Source organism: Ruegeria sp. 6PALISEP08, assembly GCF_001238295.1.
Classification (GTDB): Bacteria; Pseudomonadota; Alphaproteobacteria; order Rhodobacterales; family Rhodobacteraceae; genus Ruegeria.
The window spans coordinates 121,928-138,785 of record NZ_LGXZ01000002.1; the positions used below are offsets into that span (position 1 = coordinate 121,928).

15 protein-coding genes are annotated in these 16,858 nt (G+C 56.6%); 5 read left to right on the forward strand and 10 right to left on the reverse strand.

Features of this window, described 5'->3' with window-relative positions; genetic code table 11:
* The first annotated feature begins 66 nt into the window (after window positions 1–66).
* Window positions 67–1,185 carry a polysaccharide biosynthesis/export family protein gene (locus ALB80_RS03730; protein WP_050602690.1) on the forward strand — a complete coding sequence of 373 codons (1,119 nt, stop codon included), beginning with the start codon at window positions 67–69 and terminating at the stop codon, window positions 1,183–1,185.
* A gap of 3 nt (window positions 1,186–1,188) precedes the next feature.
* Window positions 1,189–3,189, forward strand: coding sequence for a capsular polysaccharide biosynthesis protein (locus ALB80_RS03735; RefSeq protein WP_050602691.1), 2,001 nt, complete (start codon window positions 1,189–1,191; stop codon window positions 3,187–3,189).
* 2 nt (window positions 3,190–3,191) lie between these two features.
* Here the strand turns inward: ALB80_RS03735 and ribD are convergent, their stop codons facing one another.
* The 6 genes from ribD to ALB80_RS03765 all read right to left on the reverse strand — a co-directional run bounded on the left by ribD (window position 3,192) and on the right by ALB80_RS03765 (window position 6,783).
* On the reverse strand, window positions 3,192–4,292 hold the full coding sequence (gene ribD / locus ALB80_RS03740) for a bifunctional diaminohydroxyphosphoribosylaminopyrimidine deaminase/5-amino-6-(5-phosphoribosylamino)uracil reductase RibD (RefSeq protein ID WP_083445182.1): 1,101 nt from the start codon (window positions 4,290–4,292) through the stop codon (window positions 3,192–3,194).
* Window positions 4,289–4,759 carry a transcriptional regulator NrdR gene (gene nrdR / locus ALB80_RS03745; RefSeq protein ID WP_050602693.1) on the reverse strand — a complete coding sequence of 157 codons (471 nt, stop codon included), beginning with the start codon at window positions 4,757–4,759 and terminating at the stop codon, window positions 4,289–4,291. Before nrdR ends, ribD begins: the two co-directional genes overlap by 4 nt.
* Window positions 4,760–4,879: 120 nt before the next feature.
* Window positions 4,880–5,293, reverse strand: a complete 414-nt coding sequence (locus ALB80_RS03750) for a secondary thiamine-phosphate synthase enzyme YjbQ (RefSeq protein ID WP_050602694.1) — start codon at window positions 5,291–5,293, stop codon at window positions 4,880–4,882.
* A gap of 21 nt (window positions 5,294–5,314) precedes the next feature.
* Window positions 5,315–5,719, reverse strand: coding sequence for a hypothetical protein (locus ALB80_RS03755; protein ID WP_050602695.1), 405 nt, complete (start codon window positions 5,717–5,719; stop codon window positions 5,315–5,317).
* 78 nt (window positions 5,720–5,797) lie between these two features.
* Entirely contained in the window at window positions 5,798–6,346 is a 549-nt protein-coding gene (locus ALB80_RS03760) for a DUF4166 domain-containing protein (RefSeq protein WP_083445183.1), read from the reverse strand.
* Window positions 6,346–6,783, reverse strand: coding sequence for a thiol-disulfide oxidoreductase DCC family protein (locus tag ALB80_RS03765; RefSeq protein WP_050602696.1), 438 nt, complete (start codon window positions 6,781–6,783; stop codon window positions 6,346–6,348). The genes ALB80_RS03760 and ALB80_RS03765 overlap by 1 nt, the downstream gene beginning before the upstream one ends.
* Before the next feature lie 398 nt (window positions 6,784–7,181).
* Between ALB80_RS03765 and ALB80_RS03770 the strand changes: the two genes are divergently transcribed.
* Window positions 7,182–8,180, forward strand: coding sequence for an AraC family transcriptional regulator (locus ALB80_RS03770; protein WP_253276810.1), 999 nt, complete (start codon window positions 7,182–7,184; stop codon window positions 8,178–8,180).
* A 125-nt stretch (window positions 8,181–8,305) separates the two neighbouring features.
* Here ALB80_RS03770 and rpoD read toward each other — a convergent pair whose 3' ends face one another.
* The 4 genes from rpoD to ALB80_RS03790 all read right to left on the reverse strand — a co-directional run bounded on the left by rpoD (window position 8,306) and on the right by ALB80_RS03790 (window position 14,295).
* The gene (rpoD, locus tag ALB80_RS03775; protein WP_050602698.1) at window positions 8,306–10,294 is read right to left on the reverse strand and encodes an RNA polymerase sigma factor RpoD; all 1,989 of its coding nucleotides are present in this window, start codon (window positions 10,292–10,294) and stop codon (window positions 8,306–8,308) included.
* A gap of 114 nt (window positions 10,295–10,408) precedes the next feature.
* Window positions 10,409–12,355, reverse strand: coding sequence for a DNA primase (gene dnaG / locus ALB80_RS03780; RefSeq protein ID WP_050602699.1), 1,947 nt, complete (start codon window positions 12,353–12,355; stop codon window positions 10,409–10,411).
* A gap of 80 nt (window positions 12,356–12,435) precedes the next feature.
* Window positions 12,436–12,732, reverse strand: a complete 297-nt coding sequence (locus ALB80_RS03785; protein WP_050602700.1) for a hypothetical protein — start codon at window positions 12,730–12,732, stop codon at window positions 12,436–12,438.
* A gap of 132 nt (window positions 12,733–12,864) precedes the next feature.
* Window positions 12,865–14,295, reverse strand: a complete 1,431-nt coding sequence (locus tag ALB80_RS03790; RefSeq protein ID WP_050602701.1) for a Glu/Leu/Phe/Val dehydrogenase — start codon at window positions 14,293–14,295, stop codon at window positions 12,865–12,867.
* A gap of 332 nt (window positions 14,296–14,627) precedes the next feature.
* Between ALB80_RS03790 and ALB80_RS03795 the strand changes: the two genes are divergently transcribed.
* Both ALB80_RS03795 and ALB80_RS03800 read left to right on the forward strand, forming a co-directional pair.
* Window positions 14,628–16,328, forward strand: a complete 1,701-nt coding sequence (locus ALB80_RS03795) for a Tad domain-containing protein (protein ID WP_253276811.1) — start codon at window positions 14,628–14,630, stop codon at window positions 16,326–16,328.
* Window positions 16,325–16,855: a TadE/TadG family type IV pilus assembly protein gene (locus ALB80_RS03800; RefSeq protein WP_050602703.1), complete on the forward strand. Its 531-nt coding sequence runs from the start codon at window positions 16,325–16,327 to the stop codon at window positions 16,853–16,855. The genes ALB80_RS03795 and ALB80_RS03800 overlap by 4 nt, the downstream gene beginning before the upstream one ends.
* Window positions 16,856–16,858 lie beyond the last annotated feature (3 nt).

Here is a 16,858-nt window from a genome sequence, read left to right on the forward strand (position 1 = left end):
TGACCGGGTAGGCTGCGCCCAAGTACAAAAAAAGACTGAGGATATCCGGCAGTGAACATCTCTCCTATGCGTTGGATGCGGGGGGCGTCCCTTGTGGTAGCAATCGGTTTGCTGGCCGCCTGTCAGCTTCCGAAATCCGGGCCGAACAAAACCGAGATTCTGGCCGGTTCCGTTCAGAATGGTGGCAACGCTTTTGTCGTCGAAGTCGATGATCGGGTAACGCGTGCCACTTCAGCAATTCCGCAATTCGGCTTCTCTTCCTCGTTCAGCAGCGCCCAAACTCTAACTGCCGACACGGTGCGGCCCGGCGATGTGCTGGGTCTGACCATCTGGGAAAACGTCGATGATGGCCTTCTGTCGGGGGAAACCGGCACAGCGACCGCGCTGGACGAAGTTCAAGTCGACAGCGAGGGTTTCATCTTTGTCCCCTATGCAGGCCGGATGCGCGCCGCAGGAAACACGCCAGAGCAATTGCGTGTTCTGATCACGAACAAATTGCGGGAACAGACGCCCGACCCGCAAGTTGAAGTACGACGCGTGGCGGGCGACGGGTCCACCGTTTCGCTGACCGGTACCGTTGGGGCACCAGGAATTTACCCGATCGAACGGCCCACCCGGTCCTTGCTGGGCATGTTGTCTCAAGCCGGGGGCGTCTCGGTCGCGTCCGATATCGCGCTGGTGACTTTGATCCGAGGGGGCCAGAAAGGCACCGTCTGGTACGAGGACCTGTACCGCAACCCCAAACTGGATGTGGCCCTGCGTGGCGGTGATCGTATCCTAGTGGAAGAAGACAGCAGATCTTATATCGCCCTGGGCGCCACGGGCGGTCAGTCCCGTGTGGCATTTGAAAGCCAAGACTTGTCTGCGCTTGAGGCTCTGGCCCAGGTGGGCGGCTTGTTGACGCTGTCGTCGGACCCGACAGGTATTTTCATCCTGCGCAAGGAACGCGAGAGTGTGGCCCGCAACATCACCGGGCGCGCTGATCTGAAAGGCGACCAGCGCGTAATCTATCTGCTGAACCTGACAGCACCAAACGGCCTGTTCATCGCTCGAGACTTTGTGATCCGCGATGACGACACGATCTACGTGACCGAAGCGCCCTATTCTCAGTGGAGCAAATCGATCTCGCTTATCGCTGGTGGCCTGACGCCCCTTGCAAACGTTGCCACGTTGACAGGCAGCTGATGCATGATCCCTGATACAGACAGCTCAGCCGGGGTCAGTCGCACCCGGTTGTTTGTCTATAATGGCGGGTTTTTGACGCAAAAGCGTCTTAGGCGAATCCTGTCTCTTTCTGGCTACGATGTTCGCCTGGGCATTCCCCAAAGCGGGGATTACGTAGGAGTCTGGGGCAACAGCCCAACGGCCCATCGGGGCCAAAAGGTTGCCGAAAAACACGGCACACCGGTTTTGCGTATTGAAGACGCGTTCCTCAGATCGTTACATCCAGGGCGCGAGGGAGAGCCCCCCTTGGGCTTGCTGCTGGATCGCTCGGGCCTGCATTTCGACGCGTCCGGACCATCGGATCTTGAGAAGATCCTGATCAATGACCCGCTGGACGACACCGCACTGCTGAACCGTGCTCGGGCTGCGATCGAACGGATCAAAGAAAATCAACTCAGCAAATATTCTGCTTTTGATCTGGACCTGGCCCCGCCTGACCCCGGATATGTTCTGGTCATAGATCAGACAGTTGGCGACGCTGCGGTCACAGCCAGCGGCGCAGACCGGGCCCGCTTCCTTGAAATGCTGTTCGTCGCGCAAGAGGAAAACCCCGGGGCACGTATCCTGATCAAGACGCATCCGGAAACTCAGGCGGGTCATCGCCACGGGCATTTCACCGATCAGGACCTTTCAGATCGGATCTCGCTGTTCCGCGACCCGATCAGCCCCTGGCCTCTTCTGGAAGGTGCTGTCGCAGTCTATACGGTGTCTTCGCAACTGGGGTTTGAAGCCATTTTGGCCGGGCACAATCCACGCGTTTTTGGCAAACCCTTTTACGCCGGATGGGGCCTGACACGGGATGAAGACCCGATTGCGCGCCGACAGCGCAACCTGACCCGGGCGCAGCTTTTCGCGGCAGCCATGCTGCTGTACCCCACATGGTATGATCCCTATCGGGACAAGACCTGCGATCTGGAAACTGTGCTAGACACGCTTGAGGCGCAAACGCGCGCCTGGCGGCAGGATCGGAACGGATGGACCGCCTCGGGTATGCGATTGTGGAAACGCAAACATCTACAACAGATTTTCGGGCAGCACAGAAAGCTGCGCTTTACAGCCACGCAGCCCAAAACCGCTGATCGCCCGCATATGGCCTGGGCCAGTCAGGCGCGAAACATCGAAGGGGCGGTACGGGTCGAAGACGGATTTCTCAGATCACGTGGATTGGGGGCAGAGCTTGTGCCGCCGCTTTCGTTGGTGACGGATGACATCGGCATTTACTACGACCCCACAAAACCCAGCCAGTTGGAAGACCTGATCAGTCGGCGAGAAACTCTGCGCCCGGATCAGGAATTGCGGGCCGAGCGCCTGGTCGATCGGTTGCTGGCGGAGGGGTTGAGCAAATACAACACGGGTCAGCCCACCCCCGACTTGCCTGAAGGGCATCGTATTCTGGTGCCGGGGCAGGTCGAGGATGATGCTTCGATCCTCTTGGGCGCCAGCACGGTGCGCAGCAATCAGGATCTTTTGCAAGCCGCACGAGACGCCAATCCAAACGTGATCCTGATCTACAAGCCGCATCCCGATGTCGAGGCCGGATTGCGCGAAGGCAGAATCGACGCCGCGGCATTGGCTGACGTTGTCCTGCCCCACACAGATCCCGCCGCGCTGCTGCCCCACGTCCAAGAGGTGTGGACGATGACCTCACTTCTGGGGTTCGAGGCTTTGTTGCGTGGGGTAAAGGTCACAACGTTGGGTGCTCCGTTTTACGCCGGCTGGGGTCTGACCACCGACCTTGGGGCAGTCCCGGTCCGGCGGGGCGCAAGACCATCGCTGATGGGTTTGGTCCATGCCGCCCTGATCGATTATCCCCGCTACTTCGATCCCATCACTCGCCAACCCTGCCCCGTAGAAGTGGCGGCAGAGCGTCTGTCGCAGGGGCACTCTGCCCCTACGGGTCCGTTCAATCGTATGCTGTCAAAACTTCAGGGCGTGTTTGCGACACACGCCCATCTTTGGCGTTGATCCTAAAGCGGCATTTTGCGCCACCGGTGCAGGATATCCCCCCCCACGTTCAGCGATTCAACAAGCTGGAATCGCGGCGCGGCCTCCAGCGTTTCAAGGCCCAATGATCCAACCGCTGAAAGCCCGTCGGCCCCGATGGTCAGCCCGGCAGTGAAGCCGACCAGTTCATCCACCAGATCTTCGGCCAGAAGAGACGCCGCAAGAGCGGCCCCGCCTTCGCAGAAAACACTGGTCAGACCGGCCTGCCCCAATTGCTGAAGCAAGTCCACCGCATCGATATGGTGATCCTTCAACGCGCAAGGGATCAGCTTCGCGCCCAACCCCTCCCAGGCGCGGGCGCGCTCGGCATCCGGGTGATGGGCGTGACACAGCCAGACGGGAATGTTTGAGGCTGTGCGTGCCAGCTGACCCATCAGCGATATGTCCATGTGACGCGATACCACAACACGCACGGGCTGATGCGCGACACCAAGGTCCCGCACGGTCAGCGAGGGGTCATCGGCACGCGCCGTCCCTGCCCCTACCATGACCGCATCATGACGCGCGCGCATCGCATGAACTACGCGACGCGCCTTTGGGCCGGTGATCCATTGACTGTGCCCGGTCGACGTTGCAATCCGCCCGTCAAAGCTGCTGGCCAGTTTTAGGGTTACAAAGGGCCGCCCCTGTTCGGTTTTCAGGAAAAAACCGGCCAGATCATGCTCGGCCTGTTCTGCAAGAACACCTGTAACGACCTCGATCCCCGCCTCGCGCAACACGGCAAAGCCCAGCCCGGCCACACGCGGGTCGCTGTCTTCCACGGCGGACACTACGCGTGACACGCCAGCCGCAATCAACGCCTCGGCACAAGGTGGCGTTTTTCCGTGATGGGAACACGGTTCCAAGGTCACGTAGGCTGTTGCGGCGCTTGCGGCCTGTCCGGCTTGGGCCAACGCCTCGGTCTCGGCATGAGGGCGCCCGCCGGGTTGGGTCCAGCCACGCCCGATGATCCGGTCGTCGCGCACAATGACGCAGCCGACAGCGGGGTTCGGCCAGCACGTTCCTTGGCCGCGCCGCCCCAAAGACAGGGCCAGCGCCATAAATCGCTTATCTGTTTCGTTCACTCGTCCGTCGGAGGCTGCGGCGGGCGCAGTTCGTGGACAAACTCCTCGAAATCATCGGCCGCCTGGAAATTCTTGTACACACTCGCAAAGCGAACATAGGCGACGGTGTCGATCCGCGCCAGAGCTTCCATAACGATCTCGCCGATCTTGTTGGACGGAATATCCGTGTCGCCCATGCTTTCCAGCCGGCGCACGATGCCAGAGATCATCTGATCTATCCGTTCCGGATCAACAGGCCGCTTCTGCATCGAGATACGTATCGAACGCTCAAGCTTGTCGCGGTCGAAATCCTCGCGCTTTCCATTGGTCTTGATGACAACCAGGTCACGCAGCTGCACACGCTCATACGTCGTGAACCGCCCACCACAGGCAGGACAGAACCGGCGTCGGCGGATTGCCACGTGGTCCTCTGCCGGGCGTGAGTCTTTTACCTGAGTGTCGATATTTCCGCAAAACGGGCAGCGCATCCGCCGTCTCCTCGTCCCAAGTTCGGCCTCTTTTTGTAAGAGCTCCGGCTTACTTATCCACAACTATAGGGCAGCCGCTAGGGTTTGGGTAGTCGGAAATTTCAACCGCTAGATAAAGGGTCAGACCAGGTGCGCAGCGACACGTCTGTGATGCGGCGCTGTTCGGTGCTCAAACAGATAAATCCCCTGCCAGGTTCCAAGCACCATCCGACCCCGTGATACCGGGATCGACAACGACACAGGCATAAGTGTCGCTTTGATATGCGCTGGCATGTCGTCTGGCCCTTCATACGTGTGCCGTAAAAAGGACATGGCCGGGTGATTGGAAGGCGGTACAAGCCTTTCGAAAAAAGCCTGTAAATCGGTTTGAACCTCAGGGTCGGCGTTTTCCTGAATCAGCAAGGAACAGGAGGTATGGCGGACTAACAATGTCAAAACGCCATCGGACGCCCCTTGAGCAAGCCAATTCCGCACGTCAGACGTAAATTCGTAAAGCCCGGCCCCTTGGGTGTGCACAACGAATTCAGTCTGCATCGTGGCGATCCTGTGAAATTATCAGTCGTTGAAGAACGGCCGATAGTTACACCGTGCGTTTGCACCTTGTACAGATTCACTGTTGCCAGGCTGAAAGCCGTACGAGACAAAGCTGCTGGGTTGTACATCGACGGATTGAGGTTGCTTGATCGAAAACTGAACCGCCGTTCTGCGCCCGGTGGTGACACTGGGCCCGTATCCGCGCAACACGTAGATCCTGTCTTGCCAACCCAAACCTAAAGTCCGGCGTGCATAATCTGCGGCCGCACACCAGTAGCCTTCCGTGCGTTGATCGCCGCGTGGGACGACCTCAAAATCGGTGGCATTTATGGGTTCTGTTCGATACCCGTTCGGCGCAGCATCTGCGGTCACGGGAATACTGAGAGCCAGGGCCGCAAGCGCGGCGAAGGTGAAAAACTGTTTCATCGTTAATTCTTCCCTGATTGTCTGTTCCAAATAGGTTAGTCGAACTTTACCAAGTGCACAGGGCACCTCACGATCAATTCAACCCGCCTCGTGCATTGCGTGATCCAGAGTGAGCCAGCCCTGGTATCGGATCAGCAACCCCAACCCCGGTGCTTCAGCAGAAACATCAAATCGAAATCGGCCCAGCGCGTCCTGCCATTCCCGTGTGTCCGAGCGTGGCAGGGCAAAGATGGGCATCGGAATGCCAAGGACCGTCAAGCGAAGAATTTTGATGTATAAGGACCCGTTCAGCAAGTTGGGTTGAAGCCAGATTGAAATCGCTCCGAAATCTTCGCGGACGCAGTTTCGTTTAGCGTCATAGGTCAGATGCGATGTTGTGCAATGCCCGCCAAAGTCGCGCTGCCAACACAAGGCTTCGCCCTCGGCGCTTATCGTAACGGAAACCGGAACATCATGTCCATTCAACGGAAACCCAGCCAAGCGCGTCGCAAAAGACGCCAGGATACCAGCACCGCGCACAATGTCACATTGGCCGGAAAACCGACCGTCGGTCATGTGCAATTGACTGACAGCTTCGGGCAGATCCTCAACCGGGCCCAACGCCTTAAGAAAGGGGTCGGCCGCCATCAAAACCCATCACGAGCAAAACGCGCCACAATATCAGGCCCGGGCACCAAACATGTGCCGGACCTTCCAAACAGCCGGTATCTGTTCCGTGCAATCAATCGATACGCAGGGTCCTTGATCGCCTTGGGTAGAAACCGGCACAACGACAACACCCGCCACAATCCCTGCAGCTGACGCATCGCTGCGGCAAACGCATCCAGGTGCTGATAGATCACCCCATCCACAATCACCAAATTGGTTTGAAAATCCTGCGTCGGCAATTCAAGCACTTGGTAGAGTTTTTGGCCAAGCGGGGATTGTGCGGTTGCGAACTGAAAGCGATGGGATCGATCGTGTCTGAGCATGAAATTGAAGAACCCCGAACACAGCACGCATTCTCCGTCGAACACGATCAAGTTCCGGCCATAGGCTTCTGTAATTTCAGCATGGTCCAGCATGATCCCTACACCAATAGGCCGCTTTGACGGCAAGGTGACAAATCCCTTACGTCAGAGCAATGCGACATCTGCGAAAGGTAAATGCGTGCCGGGGAGCGCTGAACAGAGAGTGGTGATTTCTCCGGCGGCTCTGACCTCATCCCCATAAAGGTGCTGACCCGGCAACACAGCTTATCTGGGGGCCTGACCCAATATGAACATGCGCGATCCGGTCAATCCTTTTTTTGGTTCGGCCATCTGCTGCCAGAAGGTCGCGAAAAACCCAACTATCACGCAGATTTTTGTGATATTCTGCCTATGGTTTTGTAATCGTAAGGTATTGTTGTGCGATGGACGTGAATGTTGGCCGTCTTCTTTTCTTTATTCAGGCGCTCGATCGCCACAGCGGCAATCATGATATGTCTCGGGCTGTCCTGAAGAAAACCGGCCTCAGGCCGCAGGACATCGCCCCTCCGGTTGAAACCTGCAGCATTCAGAAAGAGGCCCTGTTCGTCCGCTACGCCTGTGACGCGACCAAAGACATTACCTTTGCGGCCCGTACAGGGCTTGAGGTTACATCCGCCTCGACCGTGACGGCCTATATCAGCAAGTATTCACGCGATCTAAAACAGGTAATGGAGAATCTTTCACGTTTTCACGGAATCATTGACCCGGCTATCGCGCTCAGTCTGCGCATTGCCGGGAATTTTGCTGCTCTGGAAGCCGATTGGAAAGATGCAGGGTTCGCCCGTTTTCACCGACGCACAGAATTTCTGATCTTCGCGGCCCTCGCAAGAATGCGGAACCTGACTCAGGTCAACCTGAACCCAATTGAGATACGGTTTCAGCACAAGGTTGGGGATCACGCCAAAAGGTTTGAAAAACTCGCAGGTTTTCCAGTGGTCTTTGGGTCGGAGAAGATTGAGATTGTCCTGCCTCTCTCGGCGCTGGATATACCGGTACCGACTTATGACCCTAAACTGCGCGAGCATCTGCTGGAATACGGCGAACGTCTGTTGGCAGAATGCACGAAACCCGATCATTCGATCCGCGCACGTACCGAAGGGCTTATCACCGGGTCCCTGCCCGGCACGATCCCGCAGGCCGAGACTATCGCCTCTGACCTTGGAATGAGCCTCAGAACCTTTAGCCGGCGTCTTAAGGAAGAAGGCACAAGCTATCGCGACATCGTGGACGACCTAAGATGCGATCTGGCCCAGACCTTCCTGACCAACCAGATGTCTCTGTCAGAGATCTCATTTTCACTTGGGTATGCAGATCAGGCCGCCTTCTCAACCGCATTCAAGCGCTGGACTGGCCAACCGCCAAGCGCCTTCAAGACCCGCGTCGAGCATCCCCTTCGGACGCGAGACCGGGGGTCATCAGCCAAAAAACCTCGCCCCGGCCCTGTCCCATGAGTGGACAAAACCGATATAGACAGGGGCACCGCCCATCCCGTGTGATTTCCCGCCAATGTGATGAGAGAACAGGCCATCGTGATGACCGAATAAAAAAAGGCGCCTCGGGTGAGGCGCCTTTCGACTTACTGATCCAGGAAAGACCGCAGTTTTCGTGACCGGCTGGGGTGCTTCAACTTGCGCAGCGCCTTCGCCTCGATCTGACGGATTCGTTCGCGGGTCACGCTGAACTGCTGGCCAACCTCTTCCAGAGTGTGGTCAGTGTTCATACCGATGCCGAAACGCATCCGCAGGACCCGCTCCTCACGCGGCGTGAGCGAGGCCAGAACCCGTGTGGTGGTTTCCTTCAGGTTTTCCTGAATGGCGCTGTCCAGTGGCAGCACGGCATTCTTGTCCTCGATGAAATCGCCCAGTTGGCTGTCTTCTTCGTCGCCAATCGGGGTTTCCAGCGAGATCGGTTCCTTGGCGATCTTCATCACCTTGCGAACCTTCTCGAGCGGCATTTGCAGCTTTTCGGCCAGTTCTTCCGGCGTGGGTTCGCGACCGATTTCGTGCAGCATCTGACGGCCGGTCCGGACCAGCTTGTTGATCGTTTCGATCATGTGCACCGGAATACGGATCGTGCGGGCCTGATCCGCGATCGAGCGCGTGATCGCCTGACGGATCCACCAGGTCGCATAGGTCGAGAACTTGTAGCCGCGGCGGTACTCGAACTTGTCCACGGCCTTCATCAGGCCAATGTTACCTTCCTGAATAAGATCAAGGAATTGCAGACCACGGTTCGTGTACTTTTTGGCGATCGAAATCACCAGGCGCAGGTTGGCTTCGACCATTTCCTTCTTGGCCTGCCGCGCCTCTTTCTCGCCCTTCTGAACCTGCTGCACGATGCGGCGGAATTCAGAGATATCGAGACCAACATACTGACCGACCTGCGCCATATCGTTGCGCAGTTCTTCGACCTTGGCAGTTGAACGTTCGATGAACATTTGCCAACCGCGGCCCGGCTTTTCAGCCATATCCGACATCCAGTTCGGGTCTAGCTCGCGCCCGCGATAAGCGTCGATGAATTCACGGCGGTTGATACGGGCCTGGTCGGCCAGCTTCACCATCGAACTGTCCAGCGACATAATCCGGCGGTTGATGCCATAAAGCTGGTCAATCAGCGCTTCGATCCGGTTGTTGTGCAGATGCAAACCGTTCACCAGTTCGACAATCTCTGCACGCAGTTTCTGATAGGTCTCTTCGTCCTTTGCGCTGAACGTGCCGTCTTCGTTCAACGTAGCCGAAATCCGGCTGTCCTGCATCTCCGACAACATCGAGAAGTCGGTCGAGATGCGTTCCAACGTGGTCAGAACCTGATCTTTCAGCGCCGCTTCCATCGCGGCCAGAGACATGTTGGCCTGATCATCATCGTCGTCGTCATCATCGTTGTTCAGCGGGTTGCCATCCGCATCCAGCTCTGGGCCGGTGTCTTTGGCCGGCTTCGCCGCCTGCACCGCCGACGTATCAACCACCGGTTCTTCAACATCGCCATCGTCGTCCAGCTGGTTGCCGAACGTGGTTTCCAGATCAATGACATCCCGTAGAAGAATGTCTTCGGACAGCAACTCGTCATGCCAGATGGTGATCGCCTGGAAGGTCAGTGGGCTTTCGCACAGACCGGCAATCATGGTGTTGCGACCGGCCTCGATCCGCTTGGCGATGGCAATCTCGCCCTCGCGGCTCAGCAGTTCAACGGAACCCATCTCACGCAGATACATGCGGACGGGATCATCAGTGCGGTCCAGCTTTTCGGTGGCGGCCCCGGCCAACACAACCTCGCGGTTGCTATCGGTAGTGGTCAGTTCGGTCGAGCCTTTGTTCTCTTCCTCTTCGGCTTCTTCATCTTCGATAATGTTGATGCCCATCTCGGACAGCATCGACATGACGTCTTCGATCTGTTCCGAGCTGACCTGATCAGGCGGCAGAACCTGATTGAGCTGGTCGTAGGTGATGTAACCTTTCTCGCGGGCCTCGGCGATCATCTTCTTGACGTTAGCCTGGCTCATGTCCAGCGAGATTTCCTGTTCCTGCTCGTCGGATTTGCGGTCTTCGTTTGTATCCTTGGCGGCCATTCAATGCTCCTGCAGGGATGGGTGATTCGTTTGAACCGAATCATTAGCGCGTTGAAGTGATTCGGCCACCCGTTTACCCGTTTTTCTTTTCCAGTGCCTTACGAAAACACCATTTTACCGGCGTTTCCGTTCAAAATTGATGCCGGACATGATTGCCTTGAACGCGTCTTTCTCGTCGCGGTTGATTCGCGCGCCATTGTCGGCAATGTCGAACACGGCCCGGTCCTCGTTCTGGCTGCGGCTTGTGCGGTTGCGCTCTTCGGCGGCTTGCGCCAGCCGATATGTCAGCGCCTCATCGGCCAGATCAGACAATTCCTCTGCCGCTTCGGCAATCTCAGCATCCAACCCCTGGAGCGCTTTGATCTTTGCGAGTTCCTCGGCCAGCGTCATCTCGGCCTTTTCAACGTCGCCCGGTTTGTACACGCAGGGGATCACTGCGACATGGCGAAGGGCCAGCAGGTTTTCAAGGGGCTGGGGGCCTAAAGACTCCATAATGTGGTCTTTCAGGTGGTCCGGGTCATCGATCGCATGACGCAGGACAACGTCGCGCAACGCTGCGTGATCTGGATCGTGACACTCCATATCCTCAAGCTGGTGCTCGAACTGCACGACAACTTTTGGGTTGAGGATGGCGATGGCCAGAATGGCTGCCTCGCGCAGTTGGATATCAGCCGTCTCGGACGAGGCCAGGAACGATGAACGCGCACCCGGCGTTGCCGATTGCGGCGGTTGCCATTTCCCACGCGGTTGCCATTGTCGGTTCTGCGGCTGGCGTTGGGGACGGAAAAGCTGCCAGCGCAAATCCTTGATCTCTTGCCCATAATGCGAGCGGATCGACGGGTCGCGGATCAGTTTAATCTTGTCCCGAAGGGATTTGTCCAGCGCCGCCTTGCGCTCTGGGCTGTCAAAGATCTTTCCCTCAGTCTCCCGCTGCCACAGCAGTTTGACCATCGGAATGGCACCTTCCAGTACAGTCTGAACAGCGCCCGGCCCCTCTGCCCGCAACAGATCGTCAGGATCTTTGCCTTCGGGCATCAGCGCAAAGCGCAGGGATTTTCCCGCCTCGAGCAACGGCAAGGCCAAATCGACCGCCCGCATCGCAGCGCGTAAACCTGCCGTGTCGCCATCCAGCGCAATGACCGGCTCATTGGAAACGCGCCAGAGCAATTGCAGCTGATGCTCGGTGATCGCGGTGCCCAAGGGGGCAACCGACGCGCCAAAGCCAGCCTCGGCCAGCGCGATTACGTCCATATACCCTTCGGCCACGATCAGCGGCTGCCCTTTCCCTGCCGCCTGCCGCGCGGGTCCATGGTTGTACAGGCTGCGCCCTTTGTCGAACAATTCGGTCTCGGGCGAGTTCAGGTATTTGGCGTTGTCATTTGGGTCCATAGCCCGCCCACCAAACGCGATGCAACGCCCGCGCGGATCGCGAATAGGAAACATGATGCGGTTGCGGAAGGTGTCATACGGCTTCTTTCCCTTGTTCGAGGGCTTGACCAGCCCTGCCCCAAGGATCAGATCCTCAGCCACATTCTTTCCGCGCAGATGATCCCACAAGGCCTGCCAACCATCCGGGGCAAAGCCAATCTCCCACCGATCCAGTGCTTGTGCATCCAGACCACGGCTTATCAGGTAATCACGTGCAGATGCCCCCGCCCCGGTCTTGAGTTGCAGGCGGAAGAATTGCGCCGCCTGCTCCATCACATCGGCCAATTGCGACCGGCGGTCCTGCTTTTCTTGCGCTTTGGGATCACGGGCGGGCATGGGCATCCCAGCCTCACGCGCCAGAATCTCAACCGCTTCGATGAACGAGACATTCTCGGTCTCTTTCACAAAGCTGATGGCGTCACCTTTCGCATGACAACCGAAGCAGTAATAAAACCCCTTCTGATCGTCCACGTGGAACGAAGCTGTCTTTTCATGGTGAAACGGGCATGGGGCCCACATATCGCCCTTGCCCTGATTTGACTTGCGCTGATCCCACATGACTTTGCGCCCAACGACCTGAGACAGGCTTAGCCGGGTGCGCAACTCATCCAGAAATCCGGGGGGCAAAGACATGGATCAAACCTGCCAGAAATGACAACCCGCGCCAAGGGGACGGCGCGGGCTTATCCACAGAGAATTGGCTTGGTTGTGGATTATTGCTGCAGACACAGCTCCAACCACGCCGCGCCCAGGTCCTTCTTGCGCACATCGCGCATCTTTTGTTCATAGACCCAAGGCGCAATCAGCGGAATGGCCGCGTTATAGTTTTCCGGCCAAGTTGGCGAGTTGTCCGTAATCGCCTGCGCGACGTCGCGCTCTTTGACCTTGTCCAACCGCGCCTTCTGGATCGCGGCCACCACATCGGCCTGATATTTACAGCTTTGCTCGGCGCTGTCCTGAGCCAGTGAAGGGGTGGCAAGCAAGGCCGCGACGATGGCGATACGCAACATGGGGTTCTCCCGGATTCGTTTCTTTCGGCACAGCTTACCCGTCAGAACTATGGGCTGCCATCATCCATTTCGACACTTGGCATCACGGCAGCGTCAGAGCGGGGCGGCCGACCTGCCCCACTCAATTTAAGATCAGAGCCCTTTGGCACGATAGCTTTTCGCAACGCGGTCGATGGCCACGATATAGGCCGCCGTCCGCAGATCCTCGACATCATCGCGGCTGTGCCAGACCTCGCGCATCGACTGGTAAGCAATGCGCATGGTGTCATCCAGACCGGACCGAACCAGCTCCAGCTCATCGGCCCCCTTCAGATATTGCGACTTAAAGTCGGGCGACATGGTCCAGGCATCACCCAAATAGCGGTCCAGCCTCTCCAGTTCGCTGACGATCAACTCATGCCGGGCTTCTTCCTGACGGCGCTGCATCCGGCCAAAGCGAATATGGCTGAGGTTCTTGACCCATTCGAAGTAAGAAACGGTCACACCGCCCGCGTTGGCATACATGTCCGGTATGATCACCGTGCCTTTCTTACGCAGAATTTCATCCGCACCCGCCGTAACCGGCCCATTGGCTGCTTCGATGATCAATGGGGCTTTGATCCGTTCGGCATTGGACAGGTTGATCACCCCCTCCAAAGCAGCCGGGATCAGGATGTCGCATTCCGATTCCAGCACGCTAGCACCTTCGGCCGAATGCGTTGCATCGGGATAATCCTTGACGCCGCCATGTTTGACGATCCACTGCCGAACCGCTTCGACGTCGATACCTTCGGGGTTATAAAGCGCGCCGTCCCATTCGATAATACCAACAATGATTGAACCGTCCTGCTCACTTAGGAACTTGGCCGCGTGATACCCCACGTTGCCCAATCCCTGCACGACGACGCGTTTGCCGTCCAGTTTGCCCGACAGACCGGCTTTCTGGACATCTTCGGGATGACGGAAAAACTCGCGCAGCGCGTATTGAATGCCGCGTCCCGTCGCCTCAACCCGACCGGCAATGCCGCCCGCGTTCAAAGGTTTCCCGGTCACACAGGCGCGCGCGTTGATATCAGTCGTATTCATCCGTGCGTATTGGTCGGCCATCCACGCCATCTCACGCTCGCCCGTTCCCATATCCGGGGCCGGGACGTTCTGGGACGGGTTGATCAGGTCACGCTTGGCCAACTCATAGGCAAAGCGCCGGGTGATCTGCTCCATCTCATATTCTTCGTATTTGCGTGGGTCGATGCACAATCCACCTTTCGATCCGCCAAAAGGCGTTTCAACCAGAGCGCATTTATACGTCATCAGAGCGGCCAGCGCCTCAACTTCGTCCTGGTTCACCGCTGTTGCGTAGCGAATGCCGCCTTTGACAGGCTCCATGTGCTCGGAATGCACGGAACGATACCCCGTGAATGTGTGAATTTCACCGCGTAAGCGTACACCGAACCGAACGGTATAGGTCGCGTTGCAAACCCGGATCTTTTGCTCCAATCCCGGCGGCAGGTCCATTAGGGACGCCGCCCTGTTGAACATCAGATCAACGCTTTCACGAAAGCTGGGTTCTTTGATGCTGGTCATACAATCCTCCGATTAGGTATCAGACGCGACGTCATGTCGTTTTGTCGCACCAGTTAGAACATGCTGCAATCAAACAATGCACTTTTTTTCATCATTTCCGTCATAAAGCTCTGATCGGTTGAAGATGAGTCGCCCACTCTTTCTCAAACCTTAACGGATTGTTTTCAATTCACTGACAGATGGCGCATAGCGGCCGTCTTTATAGCTGAAAAGTGCGCAAAAAGGCCAAAACCAAGCCTTTTCTGCCCAATTCGCGCCACGATTGAAGGCTAGTGTTAACGCAAAGTTCTTTTCTTGTCCGCATCAATGATGTGCGGCGCGGAGTCATGATAATGAACACATTCTCGCTTTTGAAAAACGGCGCTCAGCCGAAGCGCAAGCCATCTGAAATTCGCAAGTTTGCCGAAAACGAAGACGGTACTTTTACAATTTTCACGCTGCTTATTCTGATCCTGATGCTGGCCATCACCGGCATGGCAATGGATTTTATGGCCTATGAACGCGATCGGGCAAGCCTGCAATCCACGCTGGACCGTGCGGTGCTGGCAGCGGCGGACCTTGACCAAAAGCTGCCCCCCCAGGAAGTGGTCGACTCCTATATGGAGAAGGCGGGGCTGGGCCATCTTGAAAAGACTGTAACCGTCACCGAAGGGTTTGGGTCAAGAAAAGTTGCCGCGACAGCAAAGGCTGTTATGCCAACCCGTTACTTGAGGTTCGGTACAGTGACCGAACTGAACATGAATGCGGCAAGCACAGCCATCGAGTCGATCGGTTCAGTGGAAATTTCGCTGGTACTGGATATGTCCGGCTCCATGACGCGGTCTTCTGCAACCGCCGGAAAATCGAAAATCGAAGTTCTGCGAACGGCAGCGAAAGGGTTTGTCACCAAAATGCTCGAGGAATCGGGTGAAACGCAGATTTCGATGTCGATTGTACCTTATGCAACCCAAGTGAATGCAGGCGGGGATATTCTGGGCAAATTCAACAACGTATCCTCAGAGCACAACTATTCTCATTGCGTCAACTTCACGTCAGGACAGTTTAGCTCGGCGACGCTGGACCCAGGTACATCTTACCAACGCACCGGCCATTTTGACCCCTGGCGTTACACGAGCGCGACTGTAAACGGCCGAACGACCGATGGTGAACCCCCTGCCTATCTGGTTTGCCCCGTTCGCGCGGGCAGTGAGATTACACCAGTCACTAACAATGTTCAGTATTTGCATGATCGCATTGATGCCCTGACCGCCAGCGGCAATACATCCATTGATGTAGGCATGAAATGGGGTGCCGGTATGCTGGATCCGACATTCAAGCCGGTGGTTAGCAGCCTGGCGAATGAGGGCAAGGTTCCCTCGAAGTTCTCCGATCGCCCTGCATCCTATAACTCGGATACACTGAAAGTCGTGATCGTGATGACTGACGGGCAGAACACCACTCAGTATATGTTGGATTCGTCGGTTCGCAGTGGGCAGACTGAAGTCTGGTTCAATCCTGACTTCGTTCGCTCGGACGGCAGTAAAGGTGAGTATAGCATTCGTTACTATCAAGACCCGAATGGGTTCAACCCGGATCGGTGGGTGTGGATGCAGCATACCAAGGAAAACAACGGTAACTATGTGACCGCAGAACATCCTTTCGGGAATCCTCCGAACGAAAACCCGTCGAACGAGGAAATTGGAACGGCGAACCGCCTGTCGTATCCGGAACTGTTCAATCGGGCTTCGCTTTGGTGGAATGCCAAGAATAATTTCTACTGGCAGGGCAATCATGAAAATAACTGGTACTACAACCTCAGAAAGTCAGTGGGATCGTCGACAAAAAACACGCGCACAGCCAATATCTGTGGCGCAGCCAGGAACAAAGGTGTCATCATCTATGGCATCGCATTCGAAGCGCCGACCAGTGGCTTGAACACCATCAAGTCCTGCGCAAGCTCGGACAGCCACGTATACAATGTAGACGGATTGGATCTGGATGAGGCGTTTGCATCCATTGCGTCGTCCATCCGTAAACTGAGGCTGACCCAATGATCCGCAAAACTCTGTCAAACCTTCGCAGGTTCAAGCGGTCTGATTCTGGCAACGCGACAATTGAGTTTGTCATGATCGTTCCGTTTTTCCTGGCCTTTCTTGGCATTGGCGGAGAACTGTCCATGATCACCATGAAACACGCAGCGCTGGAACGTGGTGTGGATCTGGTCGTACGGGACATTCGTCTTGGTACGGGCACCACCTGGAATCATGATGTAATCAAGGACCGGATTTGTGATGTTTCTGGGATTCAGGATTGCAATTCCAACTTGCGGCTTCAAATGATCCGCCAGAATGCGTTCAATGGTATCGTGCTTTCGGATGACATCCCCTGCACTGACAGTTCAGAAGATCCCAAACCGGTTCTGGATTTCAAAAGCGGCGCATCAAATGAACTCATGATCTTGCGCGCCTGCTTGCGTATCGACCCCGTACTGGAAAGTTCGGTCATCGCAAGTACCGTCGTCGATGAAACCGGCCACTATGCTGTGACCGCTACAACGGCATTCGTACAGGAGCCACAGTAAAAC